We start from the raw sequence: 23,261 nt of genomic DNA, 5'->3' as shown, positions 1-23,261 counted from the left end.
GCGTGGATGGTGGAGGGGGGGAGGGGCGGTATGATGCAGGGTATGCAGCATCTGGACCAGACGTTGTACTACCTGGGACGTACGGATAAGGAAGGCACGTTGGATCTGGTGTACCTGCAGGGTCCGGAAGGGAAGCTCGCGGTGGTCTTCACCACGCGGGCCGGCAGCGAGAAGGTACGCCCGTTAATTCCGTACGAGGTGGGTGCGGGGCTTGTGGTGTATGCGGCGAAGGATTGGCGGGACAAGGAGGTGTTGTTCCGGTTGATGTGGGACCAGGGGGCGCGGCAGTACCTGGTGGATCTGGATCCCGAGGCGAAGGGGAAGGTGCGGGTCTACACGGTGGAGGAGGCCCTCGCGTACATCGAGAGCCACAAGCGGAACTCCTCCTGTCTCTAGCCTAGCCCGGGGGGTATCCCCCCGGGCCGCAGGCGGTTAGCGGGCCTCGGGCGGGGGGCAGGTGCGCACGCCCAGAAGGCGGTAGAGCGGGCAAAAGCGCAACGTTCCCGTCAGGACGAAGACCGCGCCGATAACGCCGAGCACGGTCCCGGCGGGGCCGGAGACTTGGCCCGTGAGGGCCGCGAGGAGCAGCACGACGCCCAGCACCAGCCGGACGAAGCGATCGGTCGTACCCACGTTGCATTCCATACCCTACCTCCTACCCATAAGGTACACCCCGATTATAGGGGCAAATGTCCTACCTATAGGAGGTATGGGTAATTGGCGCGGGCTACACCTCTAGCACGACCTTCCCGAACACCGCCCGCTCCTCCAAGAGCCGGTGTCCCTCCGCGGCCGCCTCGAGCGGCAGCACCGCCCCCACCACGGGCTTGAGCTTCCCCTCGCGCACGAAGCGCAGGATGGGGTAGAGCCGGCTCTTCGAGGCCATCGTGGAGCCGTAGATCGTGAGCTGCCGGTAAAACACGTGCGCGAGTGGCGTGACGGCCTCGTACCCCGAGGACGCCCCCACGAACGCGATGCGTCCCCCGTTCGCGGTGGCCTTGATGACCCCCTGCCAGAACTCCGCTCCGGTGTGGTCCACCACCGCGTCCACGCCCTTACCGCCCGTAAGGCGCCGCACCTCCTTGTACCACTCGGGGCTCGAGTAGTTCACCACCGCGTCCGCCCCCAACGCCCGGGCCCGCTCGAGCTTGGCCTCGCTCGAGGCGGTCGCGATGACCCGCGCGCCGTAGAGCTTCGCGATCTGCAGCGCCGCGACCGAGACCCCCGAGCCCGCAGCCATAACCAGCACGTCCTCGCCGGGCCGCACCTGGAGTTTGTCCACCACCATCTGCCACGCGGTGAGGAAGGTAAGGGGGACCGCCGCGGCCTCCACGAAGCTTAGGCCTTCCGGCTTCGGAAGCACGTTCGCCGCCGGCACCACCACGTACTCGGCGTACCCGCCCCAGCGGTGCTCCCCGAGGATCTGGTAGTCCGCGCAGAGGTTGTCCTGTCCCGAGAGGCACCGCTCGCACCGCCCGCACGACACCCCCGGGTTCACCACGACTTCGAGCCCCACCTCGAGGCCCGTCACGCCGGGGCCGAGGGCGTCCACCACGCCCGCGACATCGCACCCCAGAATATGGGGCAGGGGCAGTTTGGGGCTCGCCACCCCCCGGCGCACCCAGACATCCAGGTGGTTCAGCGCGACGGCCTTGACCCGCACCCGCACCTCACCCGGGCCGGGCTCGGGCGTGGGCACCTCCCCGTACTGCAGCACCTCGCGCCCACCGCGGGCGTTCATAAGGATGGCCCGCATCCTAGGCCTCCTGCATCCCGGCGGACTCCAGGGCCCGCACCGCCCGCTCGACCTCGGCGTAGGGAGGCTCGAGGCCCGGGTGCTCCGCCACCCACGCCCAACGCACCACGCCCTCGCCGTCCGCGACGAACACAGCGCGCTGCGCGAGCTCGCGGAGGCCCTTGAGGTCCGGGAGGACCACGCCGAAGGCCCGGATCGCTTCCTTGTTGAAGTCCGAGAACAGGGGGAAGGGGATCCCGTACTGCTTCGCGAAGACCTGCTGGCTAAACGGCAGGTCCACGCTGATGCCCAGGACCTCGGCCCCCAGCTGGTTGTACCGGGCGAGATCATCCCGGAAGGTGCAGAGCTCCTTCTCGCACACGCGGGTGAAGACCGCGGGGAAGAAGAGGATCACCCGCGGCTTGCCCGCGGCGTACGTCCGGAGGTTCACGGGCTCGAGGTTCGCGCTCAGCACGGTAGCGTTCGGTAGCGGATCTCCCGCCTTCAAGCTCATAAGCACCTCCTATAAGGCTCATCTTAGCAAGCAGCGCTTTAGACTAAAGGGGTATGGTTGAGGTGTCAGGACGCCACGTAACCTTCGTCCCTCCCGAGGGCGCGGCCTACCTGATCGGGGATTTCACCGATTGGAACAAGCGCCCGATCCCCCTGTCCGGCCCCGTCACGCTGGAGTTCCCGGAAGGCGCGTACGTGGAGTACGCCTTCATGGACGCGCACCGCAAGCCCTTCCCCGACCCGGACAACCCCAACGAGGCGCAGAACCCGTGGTGGAGCTACCCCCGCGCCGTCACCCTCCCCGGGCACGCCTTCACCGAACCGCCCCGTCCCACCCTCCGGCGCGGCAAGGTGCACCGCTACAAGCTCGCCTCGAAGGCCTTCGGCACCGACCGGCGCTACTACGTGTACGAGCCCCCGGAGCCCCCGGAGGTCACGCTCTTCGTCCAGGACGGGGTGGCCTACTACCGCACCGCGCGGCTGCACGAGGTCGCCGAAGCGCTCCTCGAGCGGGGCGAAGCCCGGCCCGCGCGCATCGTGTTCGTTGAGCCCAAGGACCGCAGCAAGGAGTACTGGTTCAACCCCACCTACGAGGCCTTCCTCCTCGAGGAGGTCCTCCCCGAGGTGGAGCGCCAGTACGGCCCGACCCCTGAACGAGGGCTTTGGGGGGCGTCGCTCGGCGCTTTGGTCTCGGCCTGGCTGGCCTTCCGCAACCCCGAGGTCTTCCAGCTCGTCGGCATGCAGTCCGCTGCGCTGAAGGCTGACCCCCACGGGGGCGACTCCTACAACGACCCCGAGTGGCTCACCCAGCAGTACGCCCGCTCCGAACGGCTGCCCCTGCGCTTTTACGTGGAGACCGGCGTGATCGAGTGGCTGTTGGGCGCGAACCGTCGGTTTGCCGGGATGCTCTTCGACAAGGCCTACCCCCACGCCTACCACGAGCGCCCCAGCGGGCATAACTGGGTGACCTGGAAGCAAGGCCTCGAGCCGGGCCTCCGGTACCTCTTGGGGCCCACGCGGTGACCGGCGTCTGGGGCCCAGGGGGACCTTGGTAGAATCCGGTACGATGCGGCCTCTCGTTGGCGTAATCATGGGTTCACGATCGGACTGGGAGACGATGCGGCACGCGGTCGAGGTGCTGGAGCGGCTCGGGGTGCCCCACGAGGTGCGGGTGGTTTCCGCGCACCGCACGCCGGATCTGCTCTTCGAGTACGCCGAGACCGCGGAGTCCCGCGGCCTCGAGGTGATCATCGCGGGAGCGGGCGGGGCGGCCCACCTGCCGGGCATGGTCGCGGCCAAGACCACCCTGCCCGTTCTGGGGGTACCCGTGGAGTCGCGGGCCCTTAAGGGGTTGGACTCGCTCCTCTCCATCGTGCAGATGCCGGGCGGCGTGCCCGTGGGGACCCTCGCGATCGGGCCGAGCGGTGCGAAGAACGCGGGACTGTTGGCCGCGGCGATCCTCGCGAACAAATACCCCCAGATCAAGCAGGCCCTCAAGGCCTTCCGCAAGGAGCAGACGGCCGACGTCCTCGCGCACCCGGACCCCCGGGAGGGGCGCCCGTGAGGGTCGGGATCCTGGGCGGCGGGCAGCTCGGGCGCATGCTCGCCCTCGCGGGACATCCGCTGGGGCTCGAGTGCGTGGTGCTCGAGCCGAACCCCGAGGCCCCCGCCCGCCCGGTGAGCGTGCAGCTCGTGGCGGCCTACGACGACGCGGAGGCCCTCGCGGAGCTCGCGGCGCGGGTGGACGTGGTGACCTACGAGTTCGAGAACGTGCCGGTCGCAGCGGCGCGCTTCCTCGCGGAGCGGGTCGCGGTCCGGCCGCCGCCCGCGGCCCTCGAGGTGGCGCAGGACCGCCTCGCGGAAAAGACCTGCTTCCAGCGGTTGGGGATCCCCACCCCGCCCTTTGTGCCGGTGCACACCCGGGCGGACCTCGAGGAGGCGGTGGCGCGCGTGGGACTACCCGCGGTGCTCAAGACCCGCCGGTTGGGGTACGACGGGAAGGGGCAGCGCGTGCTGCGGGAGGCGGGGGACGTGGAGGCCGCGTGGGCAGCGCTCGGCGGCGCGCCCTTGATCCTGGAGGGGTTCGTGCCGTTTGGGCGGGAGGTCTCGATCCTCGCGGTGCGCGCCCAGGACGGTACGTGCGCCTTCTACCCTTTGGTGGAGAACCGCCACGAGGCCGGCATCCTGCGCCTCTCGCGCGCCCCGGCGCCCGACACACCGCCGGAATTGCAGGAGGCGGCCGAGGTCTACGCCCGGCGGGTCCTCGAGGCCCTGGAGTACGTGGGGGTGCTCGCGATCGAGTTCTTCCAGGTCGACGGCCGCCTCGTCGCCAACGAGATGGCCCCCCGCGTGCACAACTCCGGCCACTGGACGATCGAGGGGGCCGAGACCAGCCAGTTCGAGAACCACCTGCGCGCCGTGGCGGGCCTGCCCCTCGGGAGCACCGCCCCGCGCGGTGTCAGCGCGATGCTCAACCTGATCGGCCAGGTGCCGGAGCCTGCCGCGGTGCTCCGGGTACCCGGCGCACACCTGCACCTCTACGGCAAAACCCCGCGCCCCGGCCGCAAACTGGGGCACGTGACAGTCTGCGCGGACGATACGGCCACGCTCGAGGCGCGCCTGGCCGCCCTGCGCGCTGAGGGAGTGGCCGAGCCCTAGGCCTCGAGCGCCTCCCAGAGCGCTAGGATCACCGGGTGCAGCCGCATGAGCCCCGCGCGGGTGGGGCGGAGGCGGCGCTCCGCGACCTCGAGGAGCCCTGCGGCCTCGAGGCGCGCGGCGATGGGCTCGAGGGCGGGCCAGAGCATGAGGCCGGTGCGCGCCTCGAGGGCCTCGAGGTCCACGCCCTCCCGCGTGCGCAACCCCAGCATCAGGGCCTCCTTGGCGTGCTCCAGGGGGGGGATCGCCTCGCGCTGGGGCGGCTCGCCCGCGAGCCAGCGGGGGAGGGGCGGGTTGGTGGTGCGCACGCTGTACGCCTCGTTGGCCGCCGGGTAGTGCCCGGCGGCCGCCGGCCCCAAGGCGGCCCAGAACCCCGCGCGCCAGTACACCTGGTTGTGCCGGGCTTCCTCGCCGGGGCGGGCGAAGTTCGAGACCTCGTACCGCACCAGGCCGGCCTCGCCCAGGATGGCCTCGGCCTGCTCGAGGGCCGCCGCTTCGCGTTCTGGGTCGGGCTCGAGGCCCCGCACGGCGAAGGGGGTGCCCGGCTCGATCTGCAGGGTGTACGCGGAAACGTGCCCCACCTCGAGCTGGACGGCTTCGCGAAGGTCGGCCGCCACGTCTTGGCCCGGCAGACCGAGGATCAGGTCGATCGAGACCCGAAGCCCAGCTTCCTGGGCGAGCTCGACCGCGCGGAACGCGCCTTTTCTGCCGTGCGCGCGGCCTAGCGTCTTCAGGACCGGATCCTGGAAGCTCTGGACGCCGATCGAGATCCGGTTGACGCCCAGGGCTTTGAGGTGCTCGAGGCGCGCGGGGTCCAGCGTGCCGGGGTTGGCTTCCAGCGTGACCTCAGCCCTCGGGGCGAGCCTCCAGGGGAGGGCGGCGAAGAGGGCCTCGAACTCCCGGTCCCGAAGAAAACTGGGGGTGCCCCCGCCAAAGTACAGGGTGTCGAGGGGGTCGGGGTGGTGGGCGTACAGGGCCTGGGCTTCCTCGGCGAGGCGATGCAGGTACGCCTCCACGACGCCCCTGTGCCGCCGCACCACGTGGAAGTCGCAGTAGGGGCAGATCGTGGGGCAGAAGGGGACGTGCACGTACAGGGAGGTCACCCGGTTCATTCGTGTTCCGGTTGGAGCCACCCGGCCTGAAGGGCCTTGCACCCGATCGCGTGGTAGACGAGCTGCGCCGCGGTCATCTCCGCGTGGAAGGTTCCGTTGGGGCTGAGCTCGACGAAGTCCATGCCCACGACCTCCTTGTGCTGGAAGACCGCGGTGAGGAGGTTCGCGGCCTCGCGGTAGGTGAGCCCGTCCGGAAGGGGGGTGCCGACCGCGGGCATGACCGAGGGGTCGAGGGCGTCGAAATCAAAGGTGATGTACACGCGCTCCCCCAGCGCGTCGAGGATCTCCTGCAGGGGCCAGCCCTGGGTGTGCAGGCGGTGCGCGGGGAAGTAGGGGATGCGGTGCGCGCGGATGAGGGCGAGGGACTCACGGCTGATCGCGCGGAGACCGACCTGGACGACCGGTATCCCCTCCTGGACCAGGCGGTAGATGGGGGAGGCGTGGGAGTAGATCGAGCCCTGCCACTCGGGATAGAGATCGGTGTGCGCGTCGATGTGCAGCACGGTGAACGCCCCCACCGCTTCGCGGTGGGCCTGGACGAGAGGGTGGGTGATCGAGTGGTCCCCCCCCAGGGCGACCACGAACCGGCCGAGCTCCAGGTAACGCCGGGCCGCGTCCCGGATGAGGGCGTGGGAGGCCGCCGCGTCCCCCGCCACCCAAGGCACTTCCTCCGCCGCGTGAATCCCCACCTCGGACGGGTCGATCCCCAGCTCGGCGTGGAAGAGCTCGAGCTCGACCGAGGCGTCCAGGATCGCCTTGGGGCCCTTGCGCGCCCCGGGCAAGAAGGAGAGCGAGAGGTCGTAGGGCACCGGGAGCACCACGACCCGGGCCTGTTCGAGGGGGGTCTGGACCTCACCGAAGGCCGCCATACTGGGTAATCTACCACTTTTGCGCGGAAGGACGAAGGCCCCTCCTCCCTGAGGAGGAAAACGCGCAGAATAAGGGCATGCCGACCGTCGTCCTGACCCGGGAACGCGGGAAGAACGCGGCCCTTCGAGCTCGGCTCGAGGCCTTGGGAATCGCGGCCTTCGAGCTGCCTTTGCTGGCGCACGCGCCGGGGCCGGACCAGGACCGGCTCGAGGCCGCGCTCGGCGAGGCGTGGGACTGGGTGGTGGTCACCTCCCCGGAGGGGGCGCGGGTCCTTTTGGAGGCGTGGGTGGCCGCAGGGCGACCGGAGTTGCGGGTTGCTGCGGTAGGGACGGGCACGGCGCGGGTTTTGGAGGATGCGGGGCTTCGGCCGGGGTTCGTGCCTTCCCGGGCGAAGGGAGCGGCGTTGGCTCAGGAGCTGCCGGGTGCGGGGCGGGTGCTCTACCCGGCCTCGGCGCTGGCGGACGCAACGCTCGAGGCGGGCCTGGGCGCGCGCGGGTTTAGGGTGGTGCGGTTGAACGTGTACACTACGCTGCCGGTGGAGGTGCCGCCTGAGGCCGCTCGGCGGGCCCGGCAGGCGGACGCGGTGGCCTTCGCCTCGCCCTCTGCGGTGCGGGCTTGGGTGCGCGCGGTCGGGGGGGATCTGCCCGCGGCGTGCATTGGGGAGACGACCGCGCGCGCGGCGCGGGATGCGGGGTTCTCGCGGGTGTTTTACCCGGAACGCCCGGGGCTGGAGGGATGGGTGCGCAGCGTACTGCAGGCCGTGGGACATATGACCTAAGCGAGAATGGGATACACTTGCAGTAGTGAGGGGCGACGCCATGCGAGAGCTCGACGTGTGGGTTGTGGGACTAAGCCATAAGACCGCGCCGGTTGGGGTGCGCGAGTGTGTGGCGGTTAGCGGCGAACGCCTCGCCGTTTTGCTGGAGCGCCTGAAGCCCATGGCCGCGGAGGTGGTGGTCCTCTCCACCTGCAACCGAACTGAGCTCTACGTGGCCTCGTCCCGGGTCGCGCCGCTGCAGTTGTTTCGTGAGCACCTGGGGGATTTCCCGGACCGGTTGTACGCGTACCGAGGGGTGGCGGCCCTCCGCTACCTCTTTAGGGTCAGCACGGGCCTGGAGAGCCTGGTGGTGGGGGAGGCGCAGATCCTCGGGCAGGTCAAGGAGGCCCTCGAGGCTGCCCGCGCTGCCCGCACGACCGGGCCGCTTTTGGAGCAGGCCTTCCAAGCCGCGATCGCGGTGGGGAAGCGCGCCCGCAGCGAGACCCGCATCGGTGCGGGGGCGGTCTCGGTGGCGTACGCGGCGGTGGACCTCGCGCGGAGCGTGTTCGGCGATCTTGCGGGTCGGCGCGTGCTGGTGGTCGGCGCGGGAGAGATGGCGGAACTCGTACTCGAGCACCTGGCCGCGCGGGGGGTGCGGGAAATCGACGTGCTGAACCGCACGCGAGCGCGGGCGGAGCAGCTAGCGGCACGGTTCGGGGGTCGGGCGCACGGCATGGAGGACCTCGAGACTGCCCTCGAGCGGGCGGATATCGTGATCACTTCGGCGGCCGCGCCGCACTACGTGGTGCAGGCGCGTCGGGTGCGGGCGGTGGTGAGCCGCCGGGATGCCCCTCTGTTCCTGATCGATATCGGCATGCCGCGCAACGTGGAACCGGAGGTGGGCCGGGTCGAGGGGGCGTACCTATACAACCTGGACGACCTCCAGGCGGTGGTGAAGCGGACGCTGGAGGCGCGGCGGGAGGAGCTCCCGCGGGTTGAGGCGCTCATCGAGGAGGAGATCGCGGACTACCTGGAGTGGTACGCGGGACACCGGTCGCGGGAGCGGATCCGGGCCGTGCGGCAGGGGTTGGAGGCGCTTGCGGCGGATGAGCTGGCGAGCTTGTTGCGCGGCAAGCTGAAGGATCTAACGCCGGAGGAGGTGGCGGCGGTGCGGCGGCTCGTGCACCGGGTGGTGCGCAAGGCGACGCACCCCCTGATCCAGTTGGCGAAGGATCCTGAGGTGGGGTTGCGGCTCGAGCAAGCGTTGCCGCAGCGATGATCCTGGGGCTGGTGGCGGTCTCGGTCCTGGCCCTGCTCGCGGATTTGTTGCGGGGGTGGGGGCTAGCCGTGTGGGCTGCGGCGGGGCTGGTGCTCGCAGCGGGCTTGTACGCGTGGGTGCACGGTACGCTGCTCGGGAACCCGTTTCAGGCAGGGCTGGTGATGAGTGCGGGCGTGATCTTCGCCGCGCGTTTTTACGCGTGGCGGCCCCGGCTTCGTCCGTTCGTGCGGTACGCGTACGCCCTCGCCCTCTTCTTGACGCTGGCGAGCCTGCACTACGCGGATCGTGTTGGGACCCCGCTGCCCGTTCTGCTCGTGGTGGTGCACGCGGGTAGTTTTTTGGTGGCGTATGTGGCCTTAACGATCGCGTTCGTGGCGGGGCTGCTCGGGGTGTTGCAGGACCGGACCTTGAGGGTGGCGCCTTGGCGGGCGCGGTTCATCCCGCCTTTGGTGACGCTCCGCCGCCTCGAGCTGCCCTACCTGCGCGTGGGGTATGTGGCGTACACGGCGGGGGCCTTCACCGGGATGGCCTGGGCGTGGGGGTGGTGGGGGAGTGCGTTGAGTTGGGACCCGAAGGAGGTCGCGACGCTGGCGACCTGGAGTTTGTTGACGCTTTACCTGCTCGCGCGTGGGGGGCTAAGGTGGTCGGGGCGGCTGGGGGCGTGGTTGTTGGTGTACGGCATGCTCTTGTTTACCTTTTTAGGGGCGCCTTTGTTGGGGGGGCGGCACCCTTCGTAGCGGCCGCGTGCAGCCTCGATGGGGTATGGGAGGCGCCCGGCGGATCCGCCGGGCGCCGGTTGTTTTCCACGCGCCGTCAATGTATGTAAACCTTCGTTTGACAATCTATAAATTAATGCTTTATAATTTAGCTCAAGGGGGTGCATGATGTGGGAGATCCAAGCGTGGCAACTCCACGCGGCTGAAGCGCTGGCCCGGGAAAAGCTCGAGGGCTACCGCCGCGAGGCCCAGATCGAGCGGTGGGCCCGAGGACCCTCACTCCGCCAGCGCCTGGCCCACCGCCTGAGGGCGTGGGCTGCCCGCCTCGACCCTGAGCCCTTACCCAAGGCCAAGGTGCAGGCCCGGTCGTACTAGGGGGAGTGTCATGGACGCGTACACCCGGATTCACGCCCTGCTGGAGGAAGGCAGGATCAGCGAAGCAGAAGCCCGGCTCCTGCTCGAGGCGCTGGAGGGGGAGCCGGAAGCGGCGCGGCGGGAGCTCTGCTGGGCGCGCATCCAGGTGCGCGCCGGCAACCTCGAGATCACCCAGGATCCGGCTCTGGACCAGCCGCGGGTAGAGGGCGCGGCCACGATTCAGGCCGTACCCGACGGGATTCGGGTCACCGACCGCGCAAAAGCGCGGGAGGGAGGCGGGCTCCTCCGCTGGATCGGCGCCCTGAAGGACCGGCGGGTGCACCTGTACTTACCCCTCGGGTGGGGCGTGGTGCTCGAGGAGGTCACGGGAAACGTGGAGGCCGACCGGCTCCCGTACCTCAAGGGCAGCCTGCGCACGGGCAACCTCGAGGTGGACGAGCTCGGCGGGCTCGAGCTGAGCGTTCGGACGGGTAACGTCGAGCTGGAGCTGTGTTTGAGCGAAGGCCAGCACCGCCTCGAGCTCGGCACCGGAAACGCGGAGCTGACGTTGCTCCCCGGCTCGAGCGTCACGCTGGAGGGCGCGGTGGGGGTGGGACGGGTTGAGGCCAGTGGGGCCTTCGAGGCCCAGGGCAAGGGGATGGGGCGAAGCGTAGCTGGGCGGGTAGGGGAAGGCAAGGCGGTCTTCAAGGCTCACGTGCGCATGGGCAACCTGGAGTTGGAGGTGTGCGATGAACGATAAACGAAAGATCCTGGAGATGCTCGCGGGCGGACAGATCACCGTGGACGAGGCGCTCGACCTGCTCGCGGCGCTGGAGCCCACCCCTTCCGCTTCGCCTGTACCTAAAGGCCAGGCCAAGATGCTCCGCATCCTGGTGGACGCTGAGGACGAAGCCAAGGTGCGGGTGAACGTGCCGGCTCAGCTCGCCAAGTTCGCCTTGAACTTCATTCCCAAGGAGCAGCGGGAGCAGATGGAGGCCCAAGGCATCCACCTCGACGAGCTGCTGGACCTCTTGAAGGGCGAGCTGCCCGAGGGCCGCCTCGTGGACATCGAGGCCAACGACGAAGGCCAGCCGGTGCGGGTGGTTGTCGAGGTCGTGTGAGCATGATGGTCCAGCCTTCCCGCACCCCCGTCCTGCTGCGGCGGCTCGCGCCCAGGCGTCCCCTGCTCTTCTGCTTCGAGCTGCGCACGGAGACGCGCCGCCTCGTCTGGGTCTTCCCCGTCGGGGTGCTCGAGACGGTGCTGTGGTGCACGCTGATCCTCGCGGGGTTGGTCCTCGCGCGCCGGCTGGGCCTTAACCGCCGCCAGGTGCTCGGGGTGCTGTGGACGACGCCGCCCTCGCTCGCGGGGTTCGCTTTGGAGGTCGAGACGCGTAAGGCCATGCTCCGGATCGTGCCCTGGCCGGACACGCCCCGCGCCGAGTAGGAGGAATCATGTCCGAGTACGCCGCACCCACCCACTGCCCGGTATGCCACGAAACGCTACGCGTGACCGGACTGCGCTGCCCGCACTGCCGCACGCGGATCGAGGGCGAGTTCGTGCTGAACGAGTTCGCCCTTTTGCCCCCGGAGCCCCTCGAGTTCCTGCGTTTGTTCGTCAAGGCCCGCGGGAACCTCAAGGAGGTCGAGCGCATCCTGGGGGTCAGCTACCCCACGGTCCGTGCGCGTCTGGAGGCCCTGCTGCGCGCCTTAGGGTATGAGGTGGAGGAGGAGACGAACGACGAACGCGCGGAGGTCCTCGCGGCCCTCGAGCGCGGCGAGATCAGCGCTGAGGAAGCGGCTGCGCGACTGCGCGCCTTAAGGAAACGCTGAAGACCGCGCCCTTCCCCAACTCGCTTTCGACCCAGACCTCGCCGCCGTGGGCTTCCACGATCGCCTTGACGATCGCCAGCCCCAGTCCCGAGCCCCCGGCGGCGCGGTCGCGGGCCTTGTCCACCCGGTAAAAGCGCTCAAACAGGTACGGCAGGTGCTCCGGCGGGATGCCCGGCCCGTCGTCCACGACCTGCACCACTACCTTCTCGCCTAGGCTGCGCGCCCGCAGGGTGATCGTGCGGGCCCCGGCCTTGATCGCGTTGTTCACCAGGTTGGCGAAGACCTGGTGGAGGCGGCTGTCGTCCCCCGCGACCCAGACCGTGCTCGGGGCTTCCACTACGAGGCGCCCGTTAAAAGCCGGACGGTACTCCTCCGCCAGCTCGTTCAAAAGGCTCGCGAGGTTCACCGGCCGGATCTCGAGCCGCCACCCCCCCTCGCTGCCCGCCAGGTCCAACAGGTCCGTGACGAGCTTCGTCATGCGTTCGGCCTCTCGCCGGATGATCTCCAGGCTCTCCCGCTGCGCTTCGGTGAGCGAGGTGCGGCGGAGCAGGTACCCTACATGCCCCAGGATCGCGGTTATGGGCGTGCGCAGCTCGTGCGAAGCGTCCGCCAGGAACCGGGTCTGTGAACGGAAGGCGGCCTCGAGCCGCGAAAGCATCCGGTTCAACGCGCGCACCAGCGCTGCGACCTCGTCCTTCCCGCGGGGTTCCGGCAGGGAGGTCATGCCCTGAAGGCTGACCTCCTCGGCCTTGCGGGCCACGGTTTCGAGGGGCTGGAGGGTGCGTGTGACTAGCAGATACGCCAGCAGACTGCCGAAAAGCAGCACGGTCACTGCGGTGAAGGCGTAGGAGCGCGCCAGCTCGCGCAGCGTGGCCTCGATCCCCTCGACGGGCTTCGCGGTCAGAATGACCGCGGGGATGCGGTCCAGCCCTGGGTACTGGGCTTCGACCAGCACTGCACGCACCATGAGCCGTAGCGGTGGGGCGTTCTCCCGGGGCAGGGTACTGATCGTCCAGAGGGCTTGCTCCCGTAACAGCGTTTGGTAGTCCTCGGGGGTGAGTTGGAGGCGGTACCCCCCCAGCGTGGGGTTGCGGATGGGGATGACGCCCTCGATGAGATCGCGCGTGTCGTAGGGCGGGGAGGTCACCACCAGGTCGATCTCGGCGTACAGCGAGGGCGGCAGGGCGATCTCGAAGAGGTTGATGCCTTGCTGGCTGCCTTGGTTGATCAGGCGCACCACCTGCTCCACGGCCTCCGCCAGTTCCGTGCGCAGGTTCTGGTACAGGTACCGCTGCAGCAAGGCGTACACGCTGCTCCCGATGACCAAGAGGGAGAGCGTCAGGACGAAAAGGGTCAGGAGGGTGATGCGGGTGCGGAGGGTCATGCCGGCCCCTTAGGCTAACCGTTCGGGGTTAGCGCCGCCTAATACCGCGCTCAATCCTCCCGCAGCACGTACCCCACCCCGCGCACGGTGTGGATCAGGCGCCGCTCCCCCCCCGCCTCGAGTTTCTTACGCAGGTACCCGATGTACACGTCCACCACGTTCGAGCCCCCCTGGTAGCCCGGCCAGACCTTCTCCTCGATCTCGAAGCGGCTGAAGACCTTGCCGGGACTGCGGGCCAGGAGCTCCAAAAGCTCGAACTCCTTGTTGGACAGCTCGATGCGGCGCCCGCCGCGGAAGACCTCGCGCCCCTCCAGGTTGATGATCAGATCGGCCACGCGGATCTCCCCGGTGATCGCGGGCGTGACCCGGCGCAGGTGCGCCCGCACCCGGGCCAGGAGCTCCTCGATGGAGAAGGGCTTGACCAGGTAGTCGTCCGCCCCGGCGTCCAAGCCCTCCACCTTGTCCGTCACCGCGTCCTTGGCGGTCAGGATCAGGATCGGCACGTTCGAGGTCTTGCGGATGCGCCGCGCGACCTCGAGGCCGTCCATCACGGGGAGCATGAGGTCTAGGATGACCAGGTTGGGTGAGGTTTCTCGGAACTTGGAAAGGCCCGTAATCCCGTCGTACGCGACTTCCGTGCGGTACCCTTCGGCCTGAAGCTCGAGCTCGATAAAGCGAGCGATGTCTTTTTCGTCCTCGACGATCAAGACCAGTGGGCTGTCCATACCTCCCATGATATAGAAGGTGTAACCCACATTCTCATGAGAAAGCTACATTCGGGAAGGACTCCCGTTCGGACGCTGCGCGAACACCCAGAACCGCAGGCTGTGCCGACCGGCCAGGGCAGCGTCCGGGTACTCGAGGCACCGCACCCGCCCGAACCCCGCCGCGCTGAGCCAGGCCGCCACCTCGTCCGGCCAGTACCCGCGCTCCACGTGGTGCTCGATCACCGGCCCTTCGGGCGTCAGGATCGTGGCCTCAATATGCCCCAGCCGCTGCTCGGTGTCGTAGCGGTGCACCAGCCGGTACCCCTCCCCCTCCCAAACCCCGTCCTCCCAGAGCTCCTCGAGACCAAGCGGGGTGTTCAGGTCGGCGGCGAACCAGCCCCCAGGGCGGAGGTGGGCGTGGATGCGCTGGAAGGTCGTGCGGAGGTCCCTGGGGTCGGTCAGGTTGTTCAAGCTGTCGAAGACGGAGACGATCAGGTCGAACCGGCGCTCGAGCTGGAAGGTGCGGAAATCCCCCTGCACGAAGGGAACGCCCGGGAGGCGCTCTCGGGCCCGGGCGAGCATCGCTTCCGAGGCGTCCAGGCCCATGCCCGTAAGGCCGTACGCGCAGAACGGCTCGAGGGAGGCCCCGGTCCCCGTTCCCAGGTCGAGCACGCTCCTGGGGTAAGCCCCTTCCCCCGCGAGTACGCTCAGCACGAACGCCGCCCACGCCGCGTAGGGTACGTCCGCCATCATCCGGTCGTACACCCGGGCGAGGGCGGAGAACGGACGCATACCCCTCATTTTACCGGGAGGCATGGGCGGGAGCGGGCGTGGTACTAATGAAGCGGGTAGCACGAACGGAAGGTTGTGGAATCATGAAGACGAAACGCTTTCGGACGCGCGCCGTGCACAGCGGCCAACGCCCCGATCCGCTCACCGGCGCGCACGCGACTCCCATCTACCAGACCTCGACCTTCGCTTACGGCTCCTTCGATCGCGGCGCTCGGCTATTCGCTGGCGAGGAGACGGGCTTCCTCTACAGCCGCATCGGGAACCCCACCACGCGCAGCTTCGAGGAGAAACTCGCGGACCTCGAGGGCGCGGAAGACGCGGTGGCCTTCGCGAGCGGCATGGCCGCGGTGAGCGCCCTAGCCCTCACGCTGCTCCGGCCCGGGGACGAGGTGGTCTTTATCGGCCCGCTCTATGGCGGCACCGAGGGGTTCTTCCTGGACGTGCTCGCGCGTTTCGGGGTCACCATTACGGACGCCACGGGCTACGAGAGCCTGGAAGCGGCCCTCTCCCCGGCCACCCGCATGATCTACGTCGAGACCCCCTCCAACCCCACCCTCCGGATCACGGACCTGGCCGAGGTTGCCCGGATCGGCCGGGCGCGCGGGATCCTCACCGTCGCGGACAACACCTTCGCCACCCCCTACCTCACCCGCCCCCTCGAGCACGGAATCGACCTCGTCCTGCACTCCGCCACCAAGTACCTGGGCGGGCACGGGGACGCGGTCGGCGGGATCCTTGCCGGGCCCAAGGAGATCGTGGACCAGGTGCGGGCCGAGGGGCTGCGGCACGTCGGGGGCAGCCTGGGGCCTTTGGAAAGCTACCTCTTCCTCCGCGGCATGAAAACCCTCCCCTTGCGCATGGAGGCGCACTGCGACGGGGCGGAGGCCGTCGCCGCCTACCTCAAGGCCCACCCCCTGGTACGGCGGGTCCACTACCCGGGCCTGCCCGAGCACCCGAACCACGCGGTCGCCGCCCGCCAGATGCGCCGGTTCGGGGGGATGGTCAGCTTCGAGCTCGAGGGTGGGGCGCGCGCGGCTCGTGCTTTCCTCGATAGCCTCGAGCTCTTCCTCCAGGCGGTTTCCTTGGGGGATGTGGAGTCCCTCGCCACTCACCCCGCCTCCACCACGCACCAGCTGCTGCCCCCGGACGTCCTCGAGCGCCAGGGGGTCACGGACGGGCTGGTGCGCCTCTCCATCGGCATCGAGGACCCCGAGGACCTGATCGCGGACCTCGAGCAGGCCCTCGCGCGGGTCGAACAGGTCCTGGAGCGGGCCGGGTGACCGGGTAGCATAAACGTATGCAGCTCGTGGTGGGCCCTCCCGGCTCGGGCAAGACCGCTCGCTTGCTTAAGGAGGCGCGGGCGGTCCTCGAGGGCCGCGGCCGTGTCTGGTGGCTTGCGCTCCCAAGCCAACGGGCCTACGTCTACCGGCGCGCGACCCGAGAAGGGCCGCTCCTGGGCCTAGAGGTCCTGCAGCTTCAGCAGGCCTACTACCGCTTGCTCGCCGCCGCGCGGCGCTTGAAGCCCCTCTTCACCGCCTCGGCCCGCGTGGCGCGGGTGGGGGAGGCCCTTAAGGAGCTGGCCGGCCGCCCCCCCACCCCGGGGGAGGCGCGGTTATTTGCGCGGGGTATCGCCGAGGCCAAACGCTACGGCCTCACCTGGCGCGCCGTGCCCGAGGTGGACGCCGAAGCCCGGCGCTTTAAGGCGGTATTCCGCCTCTACGAGGCCCTGAAAGACCCGCACTGGGATCTTGACGACGCGCGCCTCGCCGCGGTGGAGCTGGCGGGGTCCGGGCGTTTCGAGCCCGAGGCGGACCTCGTCATCGCCGACGGGTTTCGCGAACTCAGCCCCCTCGAGGTCCGGTTTTTAACGGGCCTCGCCCAGCGCATCCCGGTCTGGGCGAGCCTGCCCAAGGCCCCGCCGGGATTCACACCCACGCAGACCCTTCCCGCACGGCCCAGCCGGGTCGTGGCCTACCGTGCTGCGAACCCGGTGAGCGAGCTGCGCTGGGTGCTCACCCGCATCAAGCAGGACCTCCTCGAGGGGTACGCCCCCCTGGACCTCGCCGTGATCGTGCCGGAAGAACGCGCGCGCGCGGTGCAGGTTCTGGCCGAGGAGTACGGCCTGTACCTCATGGACGAGACCCGGGCCGGCCTCGCGGAGACCGAGGCCGGTCGGGTCCTTCTGGACCTCCTCGAGTTCCCGGACCACCCCACCCCCTCCCGCGCCGCGCACCTCGAGGGCCTCGAGCCCCTCGTGACTGCGGCTTTCGACCAGGGCCTCTCCGGCCGGGAGGCGCTCGGCCGGTTGGCCCAGGAACTTGGCCTTCAGCAGCGGTACGCGGAGTGGATGACGGCCCTCGAGCCCCAGGGCGACCCCCTGGCGTGGGCCGAGGGCCTCATCGCGCGCTTCCCCGTGCTGGCGGAAAGCCCGTACCGCGCGGCCCTCCTGGACCGCGCGCGCGAGGCGCGCTGGCTCGGCGCGGGCCCCGAGTTCCGCCGGTGGTGGGCCGCGCTGGTGGGGGAGATGCGGGTCTTCGAGCGGCCTCGGTCGGGGGTGGCGCTGCTCACGCCGGAGGCCGCCTCCGGGCGGCGCTTCCGGCGAGCTTACGTGATGTACGCGGTGGAGGGCGCGTACCGGGCGGGGGAGCGCGAGGATTACTTCGTGCCTGAGGAGGCCCGCCTCCCTTGGGCCCGGGCGTTCGAAGAGCTGGGGTTGCCGGTGCGGCTTCGGGGACGGGACGCGGGGCTGTGGGCGGAACTCCGCACCCGCGCGGACGAGGTCATCCTTACCTTTCCGGAGGCCGAGCAGGGCGGGCTGCTCGAGCCTGAGGCGGGGCTGGTGGGCCTCGCGCGGGAGGCGGTGCCCCCCCTGCCCGAGGTGCCGCCCGCGAGTCCCCTCCTGCTCGAGCCCGCCCGCCCGCGTCCGCTGCCGAACGAGGCGCCCGAGCTGCCCCCCGCGGAGCGCGTGTCCGTGGAGGCCCTCCGGCAGTACGCGACGTGCCCCTTCCGCTTTTGGGCGGAACGCCGGCTGCCTCTGGACGGGCACGAGGCCGGGTGGCGCGCTTTGGTGCGGGCCCTTCGGGAGCGCGGTCGGCTTGGGACGAACGCTTTGCAAGAGCTGGCCGAGGCGTTCCCTGAGGCCGCCGCGTGGCTGGGCGCCTACCGCGAGCGTCTCCTCGAGCTGCGCTTCGGGGTTTGGTTGCCACAGCGGGCCCTGCCGCGCGCGCGCCTCGACGCGGTGCGCAGGAACGGAGCAGGAGAGGTGGAGATCTACCGGTTCGTCGAGCCCGAGGCGCACCCCATGACGCCGCAGGACGCGCGAGAGAAGCTCAAGGCGCGCTGGAGCGAGTTGTACGCCGCGGGCTGGATCCTGGAGCACGGGGCCGGCGGGGTGCGCGCGGTCCGGCTTTGGGTCTGGCCGGTGGGCGGGGCGCCGGTAGAGGCGTACAAGAAGCCCGTTCGGCAGGTTTGGGCGAGTATGCGCACCCGCGCGCAGAAAGCCCGTGAAGCCCTCGACGACTACCGGTCGGGGCGTTTCGCGCCTCGTCCCGGCTACCACTGCCGCACCTGCGCGTACGCGGATGTGTGCCGCTACAAGGAGGAGGCGTGAGGGTTCGCGTCGCTTCCGCCGGCACCGGGAAAACCACCGCCCTCGTGCGGCGGTACCTCGAGTTGCTGGAGGCGCACCCCCCCCACCGGGTGGCCGCGGTGACCTTCACCCGCGCGGCGGCCGCGCAGCTTAAGAGCCGGATCTACGCGGGGTTTTCGGTGTTGGAGCGCGAGGGGGCGTATTACGGGTACGTCCCGCCCCCCGAGCGTCTTCCCCGCCTTTTCAGCCTGAAGGAGGCGGTGCTCGCCGCGCCCATCCACACGATCCACGGTTTTTTCGCTGAGCTGTTGCGCCTGGTCGCGCCCGCTATGGGACTGGACCCGGACTTCCAAGTGCTTTCCGCGGGGGACGCGACCGGCGTGTTCCGCGAGGAGGTCCGCGCCCTGCTCTACCTGCGAGGGGAGGATCCGGGCCTCGAGGCGCCCTTGATGCACCTCTACGAAAAGCGCGCCTTAGCGCGAGAACTCCGCCCTGCAGGACCGGGGGCGGAACGGCTGTGGGCGCTGTTCCGCGCCGCGGAACGCCGGTACCTGGCCCGTCTCGGCGGGCGGGCTTTGGGGCCGGCGGATGTCGAGCTCCGGGCCGTACAGATGCTGACCGAACCCCCAAACGGCGCGCTTGAACGCATCCGGGGCCGGTACGCGCACGTCCTGGTGGACGAGTACCAGGACACGAACCCCTTGCAAGGCCAGGCCTTCGAGGCCCTCGAGGCCGCCGGGGTTTCGATCGAGGTGGTGGGGGACCCGAAGCAGTCCATCTACGCTTTCCGCAACGCGGACGTCGCCGTCTTTCGCCGGGCCCTGCGCCGCGGCGTGGTTGAGGCGCCCTTGGCCGTCAGCTACCGGCACGCTCCGGGCCTCGTGAGCTTCCTCAACCGCCTCACCCAGGCTTTCGCTGAGCGCGGCTGGGGGTTTGGGCCGGAGGAGGCCCCTGAGGTGCGCTCTGCCCGCTCGGAAGGGGGACGGATCGAGCTGCACTGGGTTACGGGCGAGGCCGCGCTTGCCGAGCTGCGCCAGGGGGAGGCCCGGGTGCTCGCCGCGCGCCTGCGGGCCCTGCACGACGCGGGGCGTCCCTGGCGCGAGATGGCCGTCCTGATCCAAAGCCGCGGCAGCCTCCCCGCCCTCGAGGCCGCCTTCGAGGCGTGGGGCGTGCCCTTCGTGACCGCGCAGGCCCGGGGGTTCTACGGCCTGCTGGAGGTGCGGGACCTGTACCACGCCCTCCGCGTGGGATTCGACGCGCGCGCCCACCTCTCCCTTGCGGCCTTCTTACGGGGGCCGTTTGGGGGACTGAGCCCCCGCGCGGTGGATGCGATCCTCGCCGCGGAGGACCCCTTGGCCGCCCTCGAGGCCTACCCCGAGGTGGCCGCGCGTGTGGCGGAGATCCGCACCTGGGTGCGGCAGACCGCGCCGTTTGAGGCCCTTAAGCGCTTGGTGCGCACCCGGTTTTTGGGGGGGAAGAGCTACCTGGAGTGGTTGAGCCCCGCGGCTCGAGCGAACGTGGACGCCTTGCTGCTGGAGTTTTCCCGGAACCCTCCGGCGCGTATCGAGGCGCTGTTGGCCCGCCTCGAGGAGTTGCGGTGGGCGGACGAGGCGGGGGAGGTGCCCGCGGGTGGTGAGGACGCGGTGCGCGTTGTGACGGTGCACGCGGCGAAGGGGTTGGAGTGGCCGGTGGTCGCGGTGTTCGACCTGAGCCGCAAGCGCGCGCATCCGGGCGCGCCTGTGTTCGTGCGCCCTGAGGACGGTCGATTTGCGACCAGGGAGGATCCGGACTTCACCGAGTACCAAAAGGCTTGGGAGGCCCGCGAGGCGGAGGAGGCCTACCGCCTCTTTTACGTCGCGGCCTCCCGAGCGGCGGAACACCTGATCCTGACCGGGAGCGTCGCCCTCAAACCGGATCAAGAGGGGCGGTTGGCGGCCCGGTTTTACGGGGAAAGCTGGGCGCGGACGCTTTGGGCGCTGGAGGTGGACGCGTGGCCTGAGGTGCGGGCCCGGCGCTGGGAGCTGAAGGAGGTTCCCGCCGCGCCGCGCGTTCAACGCAAGGAGGTCCAACCGCCCGCGGGGGTGCCGGCATTGATGCGCCCGGTCCGGCCGGGCCGCTACCCGCCCGTGTACTCCCCCTCAGCCCTCAAGGCCGAGCGTGCAGAGGCTCTCGAGGTGGACTGCGTGGATCCCGAAGCCTCCGCTGGGGGGGACGCCCGCGCGGTGGGCATCCTCACGCACTACGCGATCGCCCAGAACTGGGGGCCCGACGACCCTGAGCACTTCGAGAACCTGCGCGCTCAGGAAGTGATGCTCGCTTACGCGCCTGAGGAGCAGGAGCGCCTCCTCGCCGAGGTACGTGAACTGCTCCGAGCGTACCGCGCCCTTTTAGGGCGCGAACTTCCCTGGCCCCGCGACGAGGATTACCCCGAACTGCCCCTAGCCCTGCCGCACGCGGGCACGGTCTGGGAGGGGGTGATCGACCGGTTGTACCGGGTGGGGGACCGGTGGTACCTGGAGGATTACAAGACCGACCGCACCCCCCGTCCCGAACGGTACGCGTTCCAGCTCGCCCTGTACCGCCGGGGGGTTCGGGAAGCGTGGGGGATCGAGCCCGAGGTGCGCCTGGTGTTTTTACGGACCCGGGAGGTCGTCTGCCTCGAGCCCCGCCTCCTGGAAGAAGCTTTCCAGCGTGGGGTAGGGGAGGCCGAGCCGATCTAGCACGGCTTCCGCGCGTTCGATCGCGTGTGTGCCCTCGACCTCGCGCCCCACGCGGATCAGGAGGAGCCCCAAAACACGTTCGAGCGCCGCGCGGACCTCGAGGCGGTCGCTTTCCTCGAGGGCGCGGCGTAGGTGCGCGATGGCTTCGCGCTCGAGGCCCTGGGCGAGCAGCGCGTGGATGGTGCGGGCTAGGCTTCCTCGTTCCAGGGCTCGACCACCACCCGCACCTCGATCTCGGCGTTCAGGCTGGCGGAGACCGAGCAGTACTTTTCGTGAGAGAGGGTCGCCGCGCGCCAGAGGGCTTCTTCCGTCACGTTCGGCCCGGCCCCGTAGTGCGTGAGGGTGATGCGGGTGTAGCGGCGGGGGTGAGTCTCGGCCCGTTCGCCTTCGACCTCGACGCGGTAGCGCGCGAGCGGTTGGCGTTTTTTTTGCATGATGTCCACCACGTCGTAGGCGGTGCATCCGGCGAGCGCGGCGAGGAGGAGCTCCATAGGGCGTAAGCCCATGGCGGGTTGGTCCCCGTCGATCACGACCTTATCGCCGTTTTCGTTGATGCCGAGGAACCGGTGTCCCGTGATGTGGTGCACGATCAGCTTTTTCTTGTCCATAGCCTTTAGAGTAGGGCGTGCGTAGCGCCGCCGTCCACCACGAGGGTTTGGCCGGTCACGTAGCTGGCGCGCTCCGAGAGCAGGAACGCGGCGACGTCCGCGATCTCCTCGACGCGCGCGAGCCGCCGCATCGGGATTTGGGCTTCCTGCGCGCGGTAGGCTTCCTCCACCGGGATGCCTTGCCGTTGGGCCCGGTCCTCGAAGAGGTGCACCAGGCGTTCCGTCCGGGTGTACCCCGGTCCCAGACAGTTCACCGTGATCCCGTACGGAGCGACCTCGGTACTCAAGGTCTTCGCGAAACCGGTCACTGCGGCGCGAAGCGCGTTGGATAACGCCAGGTTCGGGATAGGTTCCTTCACGGAGAGGGAGGTGATGAAGAGAATGCGCCCCCACTGGCGCGCCTTCATCTCGGGAAGCACCCTGCGCACGAGCCGCACCATCGGGTAAAACAGCAGCTCGGCCGCCTCACGCCACGCCGCCTCCTCTAGGGCTTCCGCAGGGCCTGGAGCTGGGCCACCCGTGTTGCCAAGCAGGACCTCCACCGGACCGAAGCGCTCGAGTGTGGCCTGGTACAACGCGTCCACGGTCTCAGGGGCGGAGAGGTCCCCGGCAAAGTAAGCGGCTTCCCCGCCGGCCGCGCGGATCTCCTCGACGAGGGCCTCGAGCCGTTCAGCGTTTCGGGCGGTGACCATGACCCGCGCGCCTTCCCGGGCGAGGGCCAGCGCCACGCCTTTCCCGATGCCCTGGGAGGCGCCGGTAACGAGTGCGGTTTTTCCCTTTAATCCGAGGTCCATACGGTTATTGTACCGACTCTGGAGGCGTCAGAGCTCCTTGGCGAACCAGGTGAGGGTGACCCCGCCGTCCTTAAGGTACCGGAACCCCTGGCGTTCCCAGAAGCGGCGGGCCGGTGGGTTGTTCCCGTACACGACCGCGTACAAGCGGCGCACCTGGCCTTTGAGGAGGACCTCGAGGTCGGCCACGGCTTGGGTGCCGTACCCGCGTTTTTGGTAGGGTTCCGCGATCAGCAACAGACTGATGGTGGCCTCGCCTTCCTCGGGGTAGTGCACCTTGTAGTCAAGGTACCCGACCGGGGTGTTTCCGGCGTAGATCAGGTAGGCGCGTCGTCGCTCGTCCTGGAGAAGGGTTTCAACCTCGCGTTCCACGTCGGACAGGTCGGGGATCTCCATGGCGATGAGGTGGAAGTAGGTTGGGCTTAATTGATACAGCGCCTGGACGATAGGGGCGTCGGCGGCGGTTACCGGTTGGTATTCCAGGTGGCTCACCACAGGCATAGGCTCTCACCCTATTTTACCGGTTGCGCATCGGAGGGGGTGTGAGGGTTCGAGGCAGGAAAACCGCCCCCGGAAGCCCGGGGGCGTCTCGAGAAGACGAGCGTTAGTGCTCCGCCGGCTCGACGACCGTCACGTTCGTGGCTTGCGGTCCTTTGCCAGGACGGCCCGGTTCGACCTCGAACGTAACGATGTCCCCCTCGTTCAGGGTGCGGAACCCGGTGCCGTTAATCGCGGTGTAGTGGACGAACACGTCGCTGTCCCCTTCGCGTTCGATGAACCCGTACCCCTTGGTTGCATTGAACCACTTGACTCGGCCTCTTTGCATACTGCTCCCTCTCAAAGGGCCTT

27 protein-coding genes are annotated in these 23,261 nt (G+C 69.4%); 15 read left to right on the top strand and 12 right to left on the bottom strand.

All coding sequences use genetic code 11. The features are described 5' to 3' along the window. Positions 1 to 42 precede the first annotated feature (42 nt). Positions 43 to 396, top strand: a complete 354-nt coding sequence (locus MARKY_RS08520; protein WP_041657994.1) for a hypothetical protein — start codon at positions 43 to 45, stop codon at positions 394 to 396. Positions 397 to 432: 36 nt separating this feature from the next. On the opposite strand, the gene MARKY_RS08515 is transcribed toward MARKY_RS08520, so the two are convergent. The 3 genes from MARKY_RS08515 to MARKY_RS08505 all read right to left on the bottom strand — a co-directional run bounded on the left by MARKY_RS08515 (position 433) and on the right by MARKY_RS08505 (position 2,249). Further along, a complete protein-coding gene (locus tag MARKY_RS08515; protein ID WP_013704475.1) occupies positions 433 to 645 on the bottom strand; it encodes a YgaP family membrane protein in 213 nt (70 codons plus the stop codon). Between the two features lie 82 nt (positions 646 to 727). Beyond that, positions 728 to 1,756 (bottom strand): zinc-binding dehydrogenase, encoded by a 1,029-nt coding sequence (locus MARKY_RS08510; protein WP_013704474.1) that lies wholly within the window; start codon positions 1,754 to 1,756, stop codon positions 728 to 730. A 1-nt stretch (position 1,757) separates the two neighbouring features. Beyond that, a complete protein-coding gene (locus MARKY_RS08505; protein WP_013704473.1) occupies positions 1,758 to 2,249 on the bottom strand; it encodes a redoxin domain-containing protein in 492 nt (163 codons plus the stop codon). 53 nt (positions 2,250 to 2,302) lie between these two features. Here MARKY_RS08505 and MARKY_RS08500 point away from each other — a divergent pair, with 53 nt between their 5' ends. Genes MARKY_RS08500 through MARKY_RS08490 form a run of 3 tightly spaced genes read left to right on the top strand, consistent with a single transcriptional unit; the run spans position 2,303 to position 4,906 of the window. After that, positions 2,303 to 3,271, top strand: coding sequence for an alpha/beta hydrolase (locus MARKY_RS08500; protein WP_013704472.1), 969 nt, complete (start codon positions 2,303 to 2,305; stop codon positions 3,269 to 3,271). A 43-nt stretch (positions 3,272 to 3,314) separates the two neighbouring features. Then, a complete protein-coding gene (purE, locus tag MARKY_RS08495) occupies positions 3,315 to 3,812 on the top strand; it encodes a 5-(carboxyamino)imidazole ribonucleotide mutase (RefSeq protein ID WP_013704471.1) in 498 nt (165 codons plus the stop codon). Next, positions 3,809 to 4,906, top strand: a complete 1,098-nt coding sequence (locus tag MARKY_RS08490) for a 5-(carboxyamino)imidazole ribonucleotide synthase (protein WP_013704470.1) — start codon at positions 3,809 to 3,811, stop codon at positions 4,904 to 4,906. The genes purE and MARKY_RS08490 overlap by 4 nt, the downstream gene beginning before the upstream one ends. On the opposite strand, the gene hemW is transcribed toward MARKY_RS08490, so the two are convergent. Beyond that, complete coding sequence (gene hemW, locus MARKY_RS08485; protein WP_041658388.1) at positions 4,903 to 6,006, bottom strand: radical SAM family heme chaperone HemW; 1,104 nt, start codon at positions 6,004 to 6,006, stop codon at positions 4,903 to 4,905. The two genes, MARKY_RS08490 and hemW, sit on opposite strands and share 4 nt — an antisense overlap. Before the next feature lie 5 nt (positions 6,007 to 6,011). Beyond that, positions 6,012 to 6,884 (bottom strand): agmatinase, encoded by an 873-nt coding sequence (gene speB, locus MARKY_RS08480; protein ID WP_013704468.1) that lies wholly within the window; start codon positions 6,882 to 6,884, stop codon positions 6,012 to 6,014. Between the two features lie 77 nt (positions 6,885 to 6,961). Here speB and MARKY_RS08475 point away from each other — a divergent pair, with 77 nt between their 5' ends. From MARKY_RS08475 to MARKY_RS08440, 8 genes are all read left to right on the top strand, one after another. Further along, positions 6,962 to 7,663, top strand: a complete 702-nt coding sequence (locus MARKY_RS08475; protein ID WP_013704467.1) for a uroporphyrinogen-III synthase — start codon at positions 6,962 to 6,964, stop codon at positions 7,661 to 7,663. Between the two features lie 40 nt (positions 7,664 to 7,703). After that, the gene (gene hemA, locus MARKY_RS08470) at positions 7,704 to 8,921 is read left to right on the top strand and encodes a glutamyl-tRNA reductase (protein ID WP_013704466.1); all 1,218 of its coding nucleotides are present in this window, start codon (positions 7,704 to 7,706) and stop codon (positions 8,919 to 8,921) included. Then, the gene (gene ccsA, locus MARKY_RS08465) at positions 8,918 to 9,658 is read left to right on the top strand and encodes a cytochrome c biogenesis protein CcsA (RefSeq protein WP_013704465.1); all 741 of its coding nucleotides are present in this window, start codon (positions 8,918 to 8,920) and stop codon (positions 9,656 to 9,658) included. The genes hemA and ccsA overlap by 4 nt, the downstream gene beginning before the upstream one ends. A 144-nt stretch (positions 9,659 to 9,802) precedes the next feature. After that, positions 9,803 to 10,012: a hypothetical protein gene (locus MARKY_RS08460; RefSeq protein ID WP_148230418.1), complete on the top strand. Its 210-nt coding sequence runs from the start codon at positions 9,803 to 9,805 to the stop codon at positions 10,010 to 10,012. Positions 10,013 to 10,022: 10 nt separating this feature from the next. Beyond that, positions 10,023 to 10,751: a DUF4097 family beta strand repeat-containing protein gene (locus MARKY_RS08455; protein WP_013704463.1), complete on the top strand. Its 729-nt coding sequence runs from the start codon at positions 10,023 to 10,025 to the stop codon at positions 10,749 to 10,751. Then, on the top strand, positions 10,741 to 11,112 hold the full coding sequence (locus MARKY_RS08450; protein ID WP_013704462.1) for an SHOCT-like domain-containing protein: 372 nt from the start codon (positions 10,741 to 10,743) through the stop codon (positions 11,110 to 11,112). The genes MARKY_RS08455 and MARKY_RS08450 overlap by 11 nt, the downstream gene beginning before the upstream one ends. Beyond that, complete coding sequence (locus MARKY_RS08445; protein WP_148230417.1) at positions 11,109 to 11,435, top strand: hypothetical protein; 327 nt, start codon at positions 11,109 to 11,111, stop codon at positions 11,433 to 11,435. The genes MARKY_RS08450 and MARKY_RS08445 overlap by 4 nt, the downstream gene beginning before the upstream one ends. Positions 11,436 to 11,443: 8 nt before the next feature. Further along, a complete protein-coding gene (locus MARKY_RS08440) occupies positions 11,444 to 11,821 on the top strand; it encodes a DUF2089 domain-containing protein (RefSeq protein WP_013704460.1) in 378 nt (125 codons plus the stop codon). Here the strand turns inward: MARKY_RS08440 and MARKY_RS08435 are convergent. The 3 genes from MARKY_RS08435 to MARKY_RS08425 are packed head-to-tail and all read right to left on the bottom strand — an operon-like array spanning position 11,772 to position 14,704. Next, positions 11,772 to 13,205, bottom strand: coding sequence for a sensor histidine kinase (locus MARKY_RS08435; protein WP_013704459.1), 1,434 nt, complete (start codon positions 13,203 to 13,205; stop codon positions 11,772 to 11,774). The two genes, MARKY_RS08440 and MARKY_RS08435, sit on opposite strands and share 50 nt — an antisense overlap. A gap of 50 nt (positions 13,206 to 13,255) precedes the next feature. Then, the gene (locus MARKY_RS08430) at positions 13,256 to 13,930 is read right to left on the bottom strand and encodes a response regulator transcription factor (protein ID WP_013704458.1); all 675 of its coding nucleotides are present in this window, start codon (positions 13,928 to 13,930) and stop codon (positions 13,256 to 13,258) included. A 45-nt stretch (positions 13,931 to 13,975) separates the two neighbouring features. Continuing rightward, a complete protein-coding gene (locus tag MARKY_RS08425; RefSeq protein WP_013704457.1) occupies positions 13,976 to 14,704 on the bottom strand; it encodes a class I SAM-dependent DNA methyltransferase in 729 nt (242 codons plus the stop codon). A gap of 83 nt (positions 14,705 to 14,787) precedes the next feature. On the opposite strand from MARKY_RS08425, the gene MARKY_RS08420 reads away from it, so the two are divergent. From MARKY_RS08420 to MARKY_RS08410, 3 genes are read left to right on the top strand one after another with little or no spacing between them, the layout of a single operon-like run. Beyond that, positions 14,788 to 15,984, top strand: a complete 1,197-nt coding sequence (locus MARKY_RS08420; protein WP_013704456.1) for a trans-sulfuration enzyme family protein — start codon at positions 14,788 to 14,790, stop codon at positions 15,982 to 15,984. A gap of 17 nt (positions 15,985 to 16,001) precedes the next feature. Beyond that, positions 16,002 to 18,314 (top strand): PD-(D/E)XK nuclease family protein, encoded by a 2,313-nt coding sequence (locus tag MARKY_RS08415; protein WP_013704455.1) that lies wholly within the window; start codon positions 16,002 to 16,004, stop codon positions 18,312 to 18,314. Further along, positions 18,311 to 21,013: a UvrD-helicase domain-containing protein gene (locus tag MARKY_RS08410; RefSeq protein WP_013704454.1), complete on the top strand. Its 2,703-nt coding sequence runs from the start codon at positions 18,311 to 18,313 to the stop codon at positions 21,011 to 21,013. The genes MARKY_RS08415 and MARKY_RS08410 overlap by 4 nt, the downstream gene beginning before the upstream one ends. 188 nt (positions 21,014 to 21,201) lie before the next feature. Here MARKY_RS08410 and MARKY_RS08405 read toward each other — a convergent pair whose 3' ends face one another. The 4 genes from MARKY_RS08405 to MARKY_RS08390 form a co-directional block, all read right to left on the bottom strand. After that, positions 21,202 to 21,621 carry an OsmC family protein gene (locus MARKY_RS08405; protein ID WP_013704453.1) on the bottom strand — a complete coding sequence of 140 codons (420 nt, stop codon included), beginning with the start codon at positions 21,619 to 21,621 and terminating at the stop codon, positions 21,202 to 21,204. Positions 21,622 to 21,626: 5 nt separating this feature from the next. Continuing rightward, positions 21,627 to 22,415, bottom strand: a complete 789-nt coding sequence (locus tag MARKY_RS08400) for an SDR family oxidoreductase (protein ID WP_013704452.1) — start codon at positions 22,413 to 22,415, stop codon at positions 21,627 to 21,629. Positions 22,416 to 22,442: 27 nt separating this feature from the next. After that, the gene (locus tag MARKY_RS08395) at positions 22,443 to 22,913 is read right to left on the bottom strand and encodes a GNAT family N-acetyltransferase (protein WP_013704451.1); all 471 of its coding nucleotides are present in this window, start codon (positions 22,911 to 22,913) and stop codon (positions 22,443 to 22,445) included. A gap of 103 nt (positions 22,914 to 23,016) precedes the next feature. Continuing rightward, positions 23,017 to 23,238 (bottom strand): cold-shock protein, encoded by a 222-nt coding sequence (locus MARKY_RS08390; RefSeq protein WP_013704450.1) that lies wholly within the window; start codon positions 23,236 to 23,238, stop codon positions 23,017 to 23,019. Positions 23,239 to 23,261 lie beyond the last annotated feature (23 nt).

It is taken from the genome of Marinithermus hydrothermalis DSM 14884 (assembly GCF_000195335.1).
Lineage (GTDB): Bacteria > Deinococcota > Deinococci > Deinococcales > Marinithermaceae > Marinithermus > Marinithermus hydrothermalis.
This window is presented reverse-complemented; position numbering and strand designations above follow the sequence as displayed.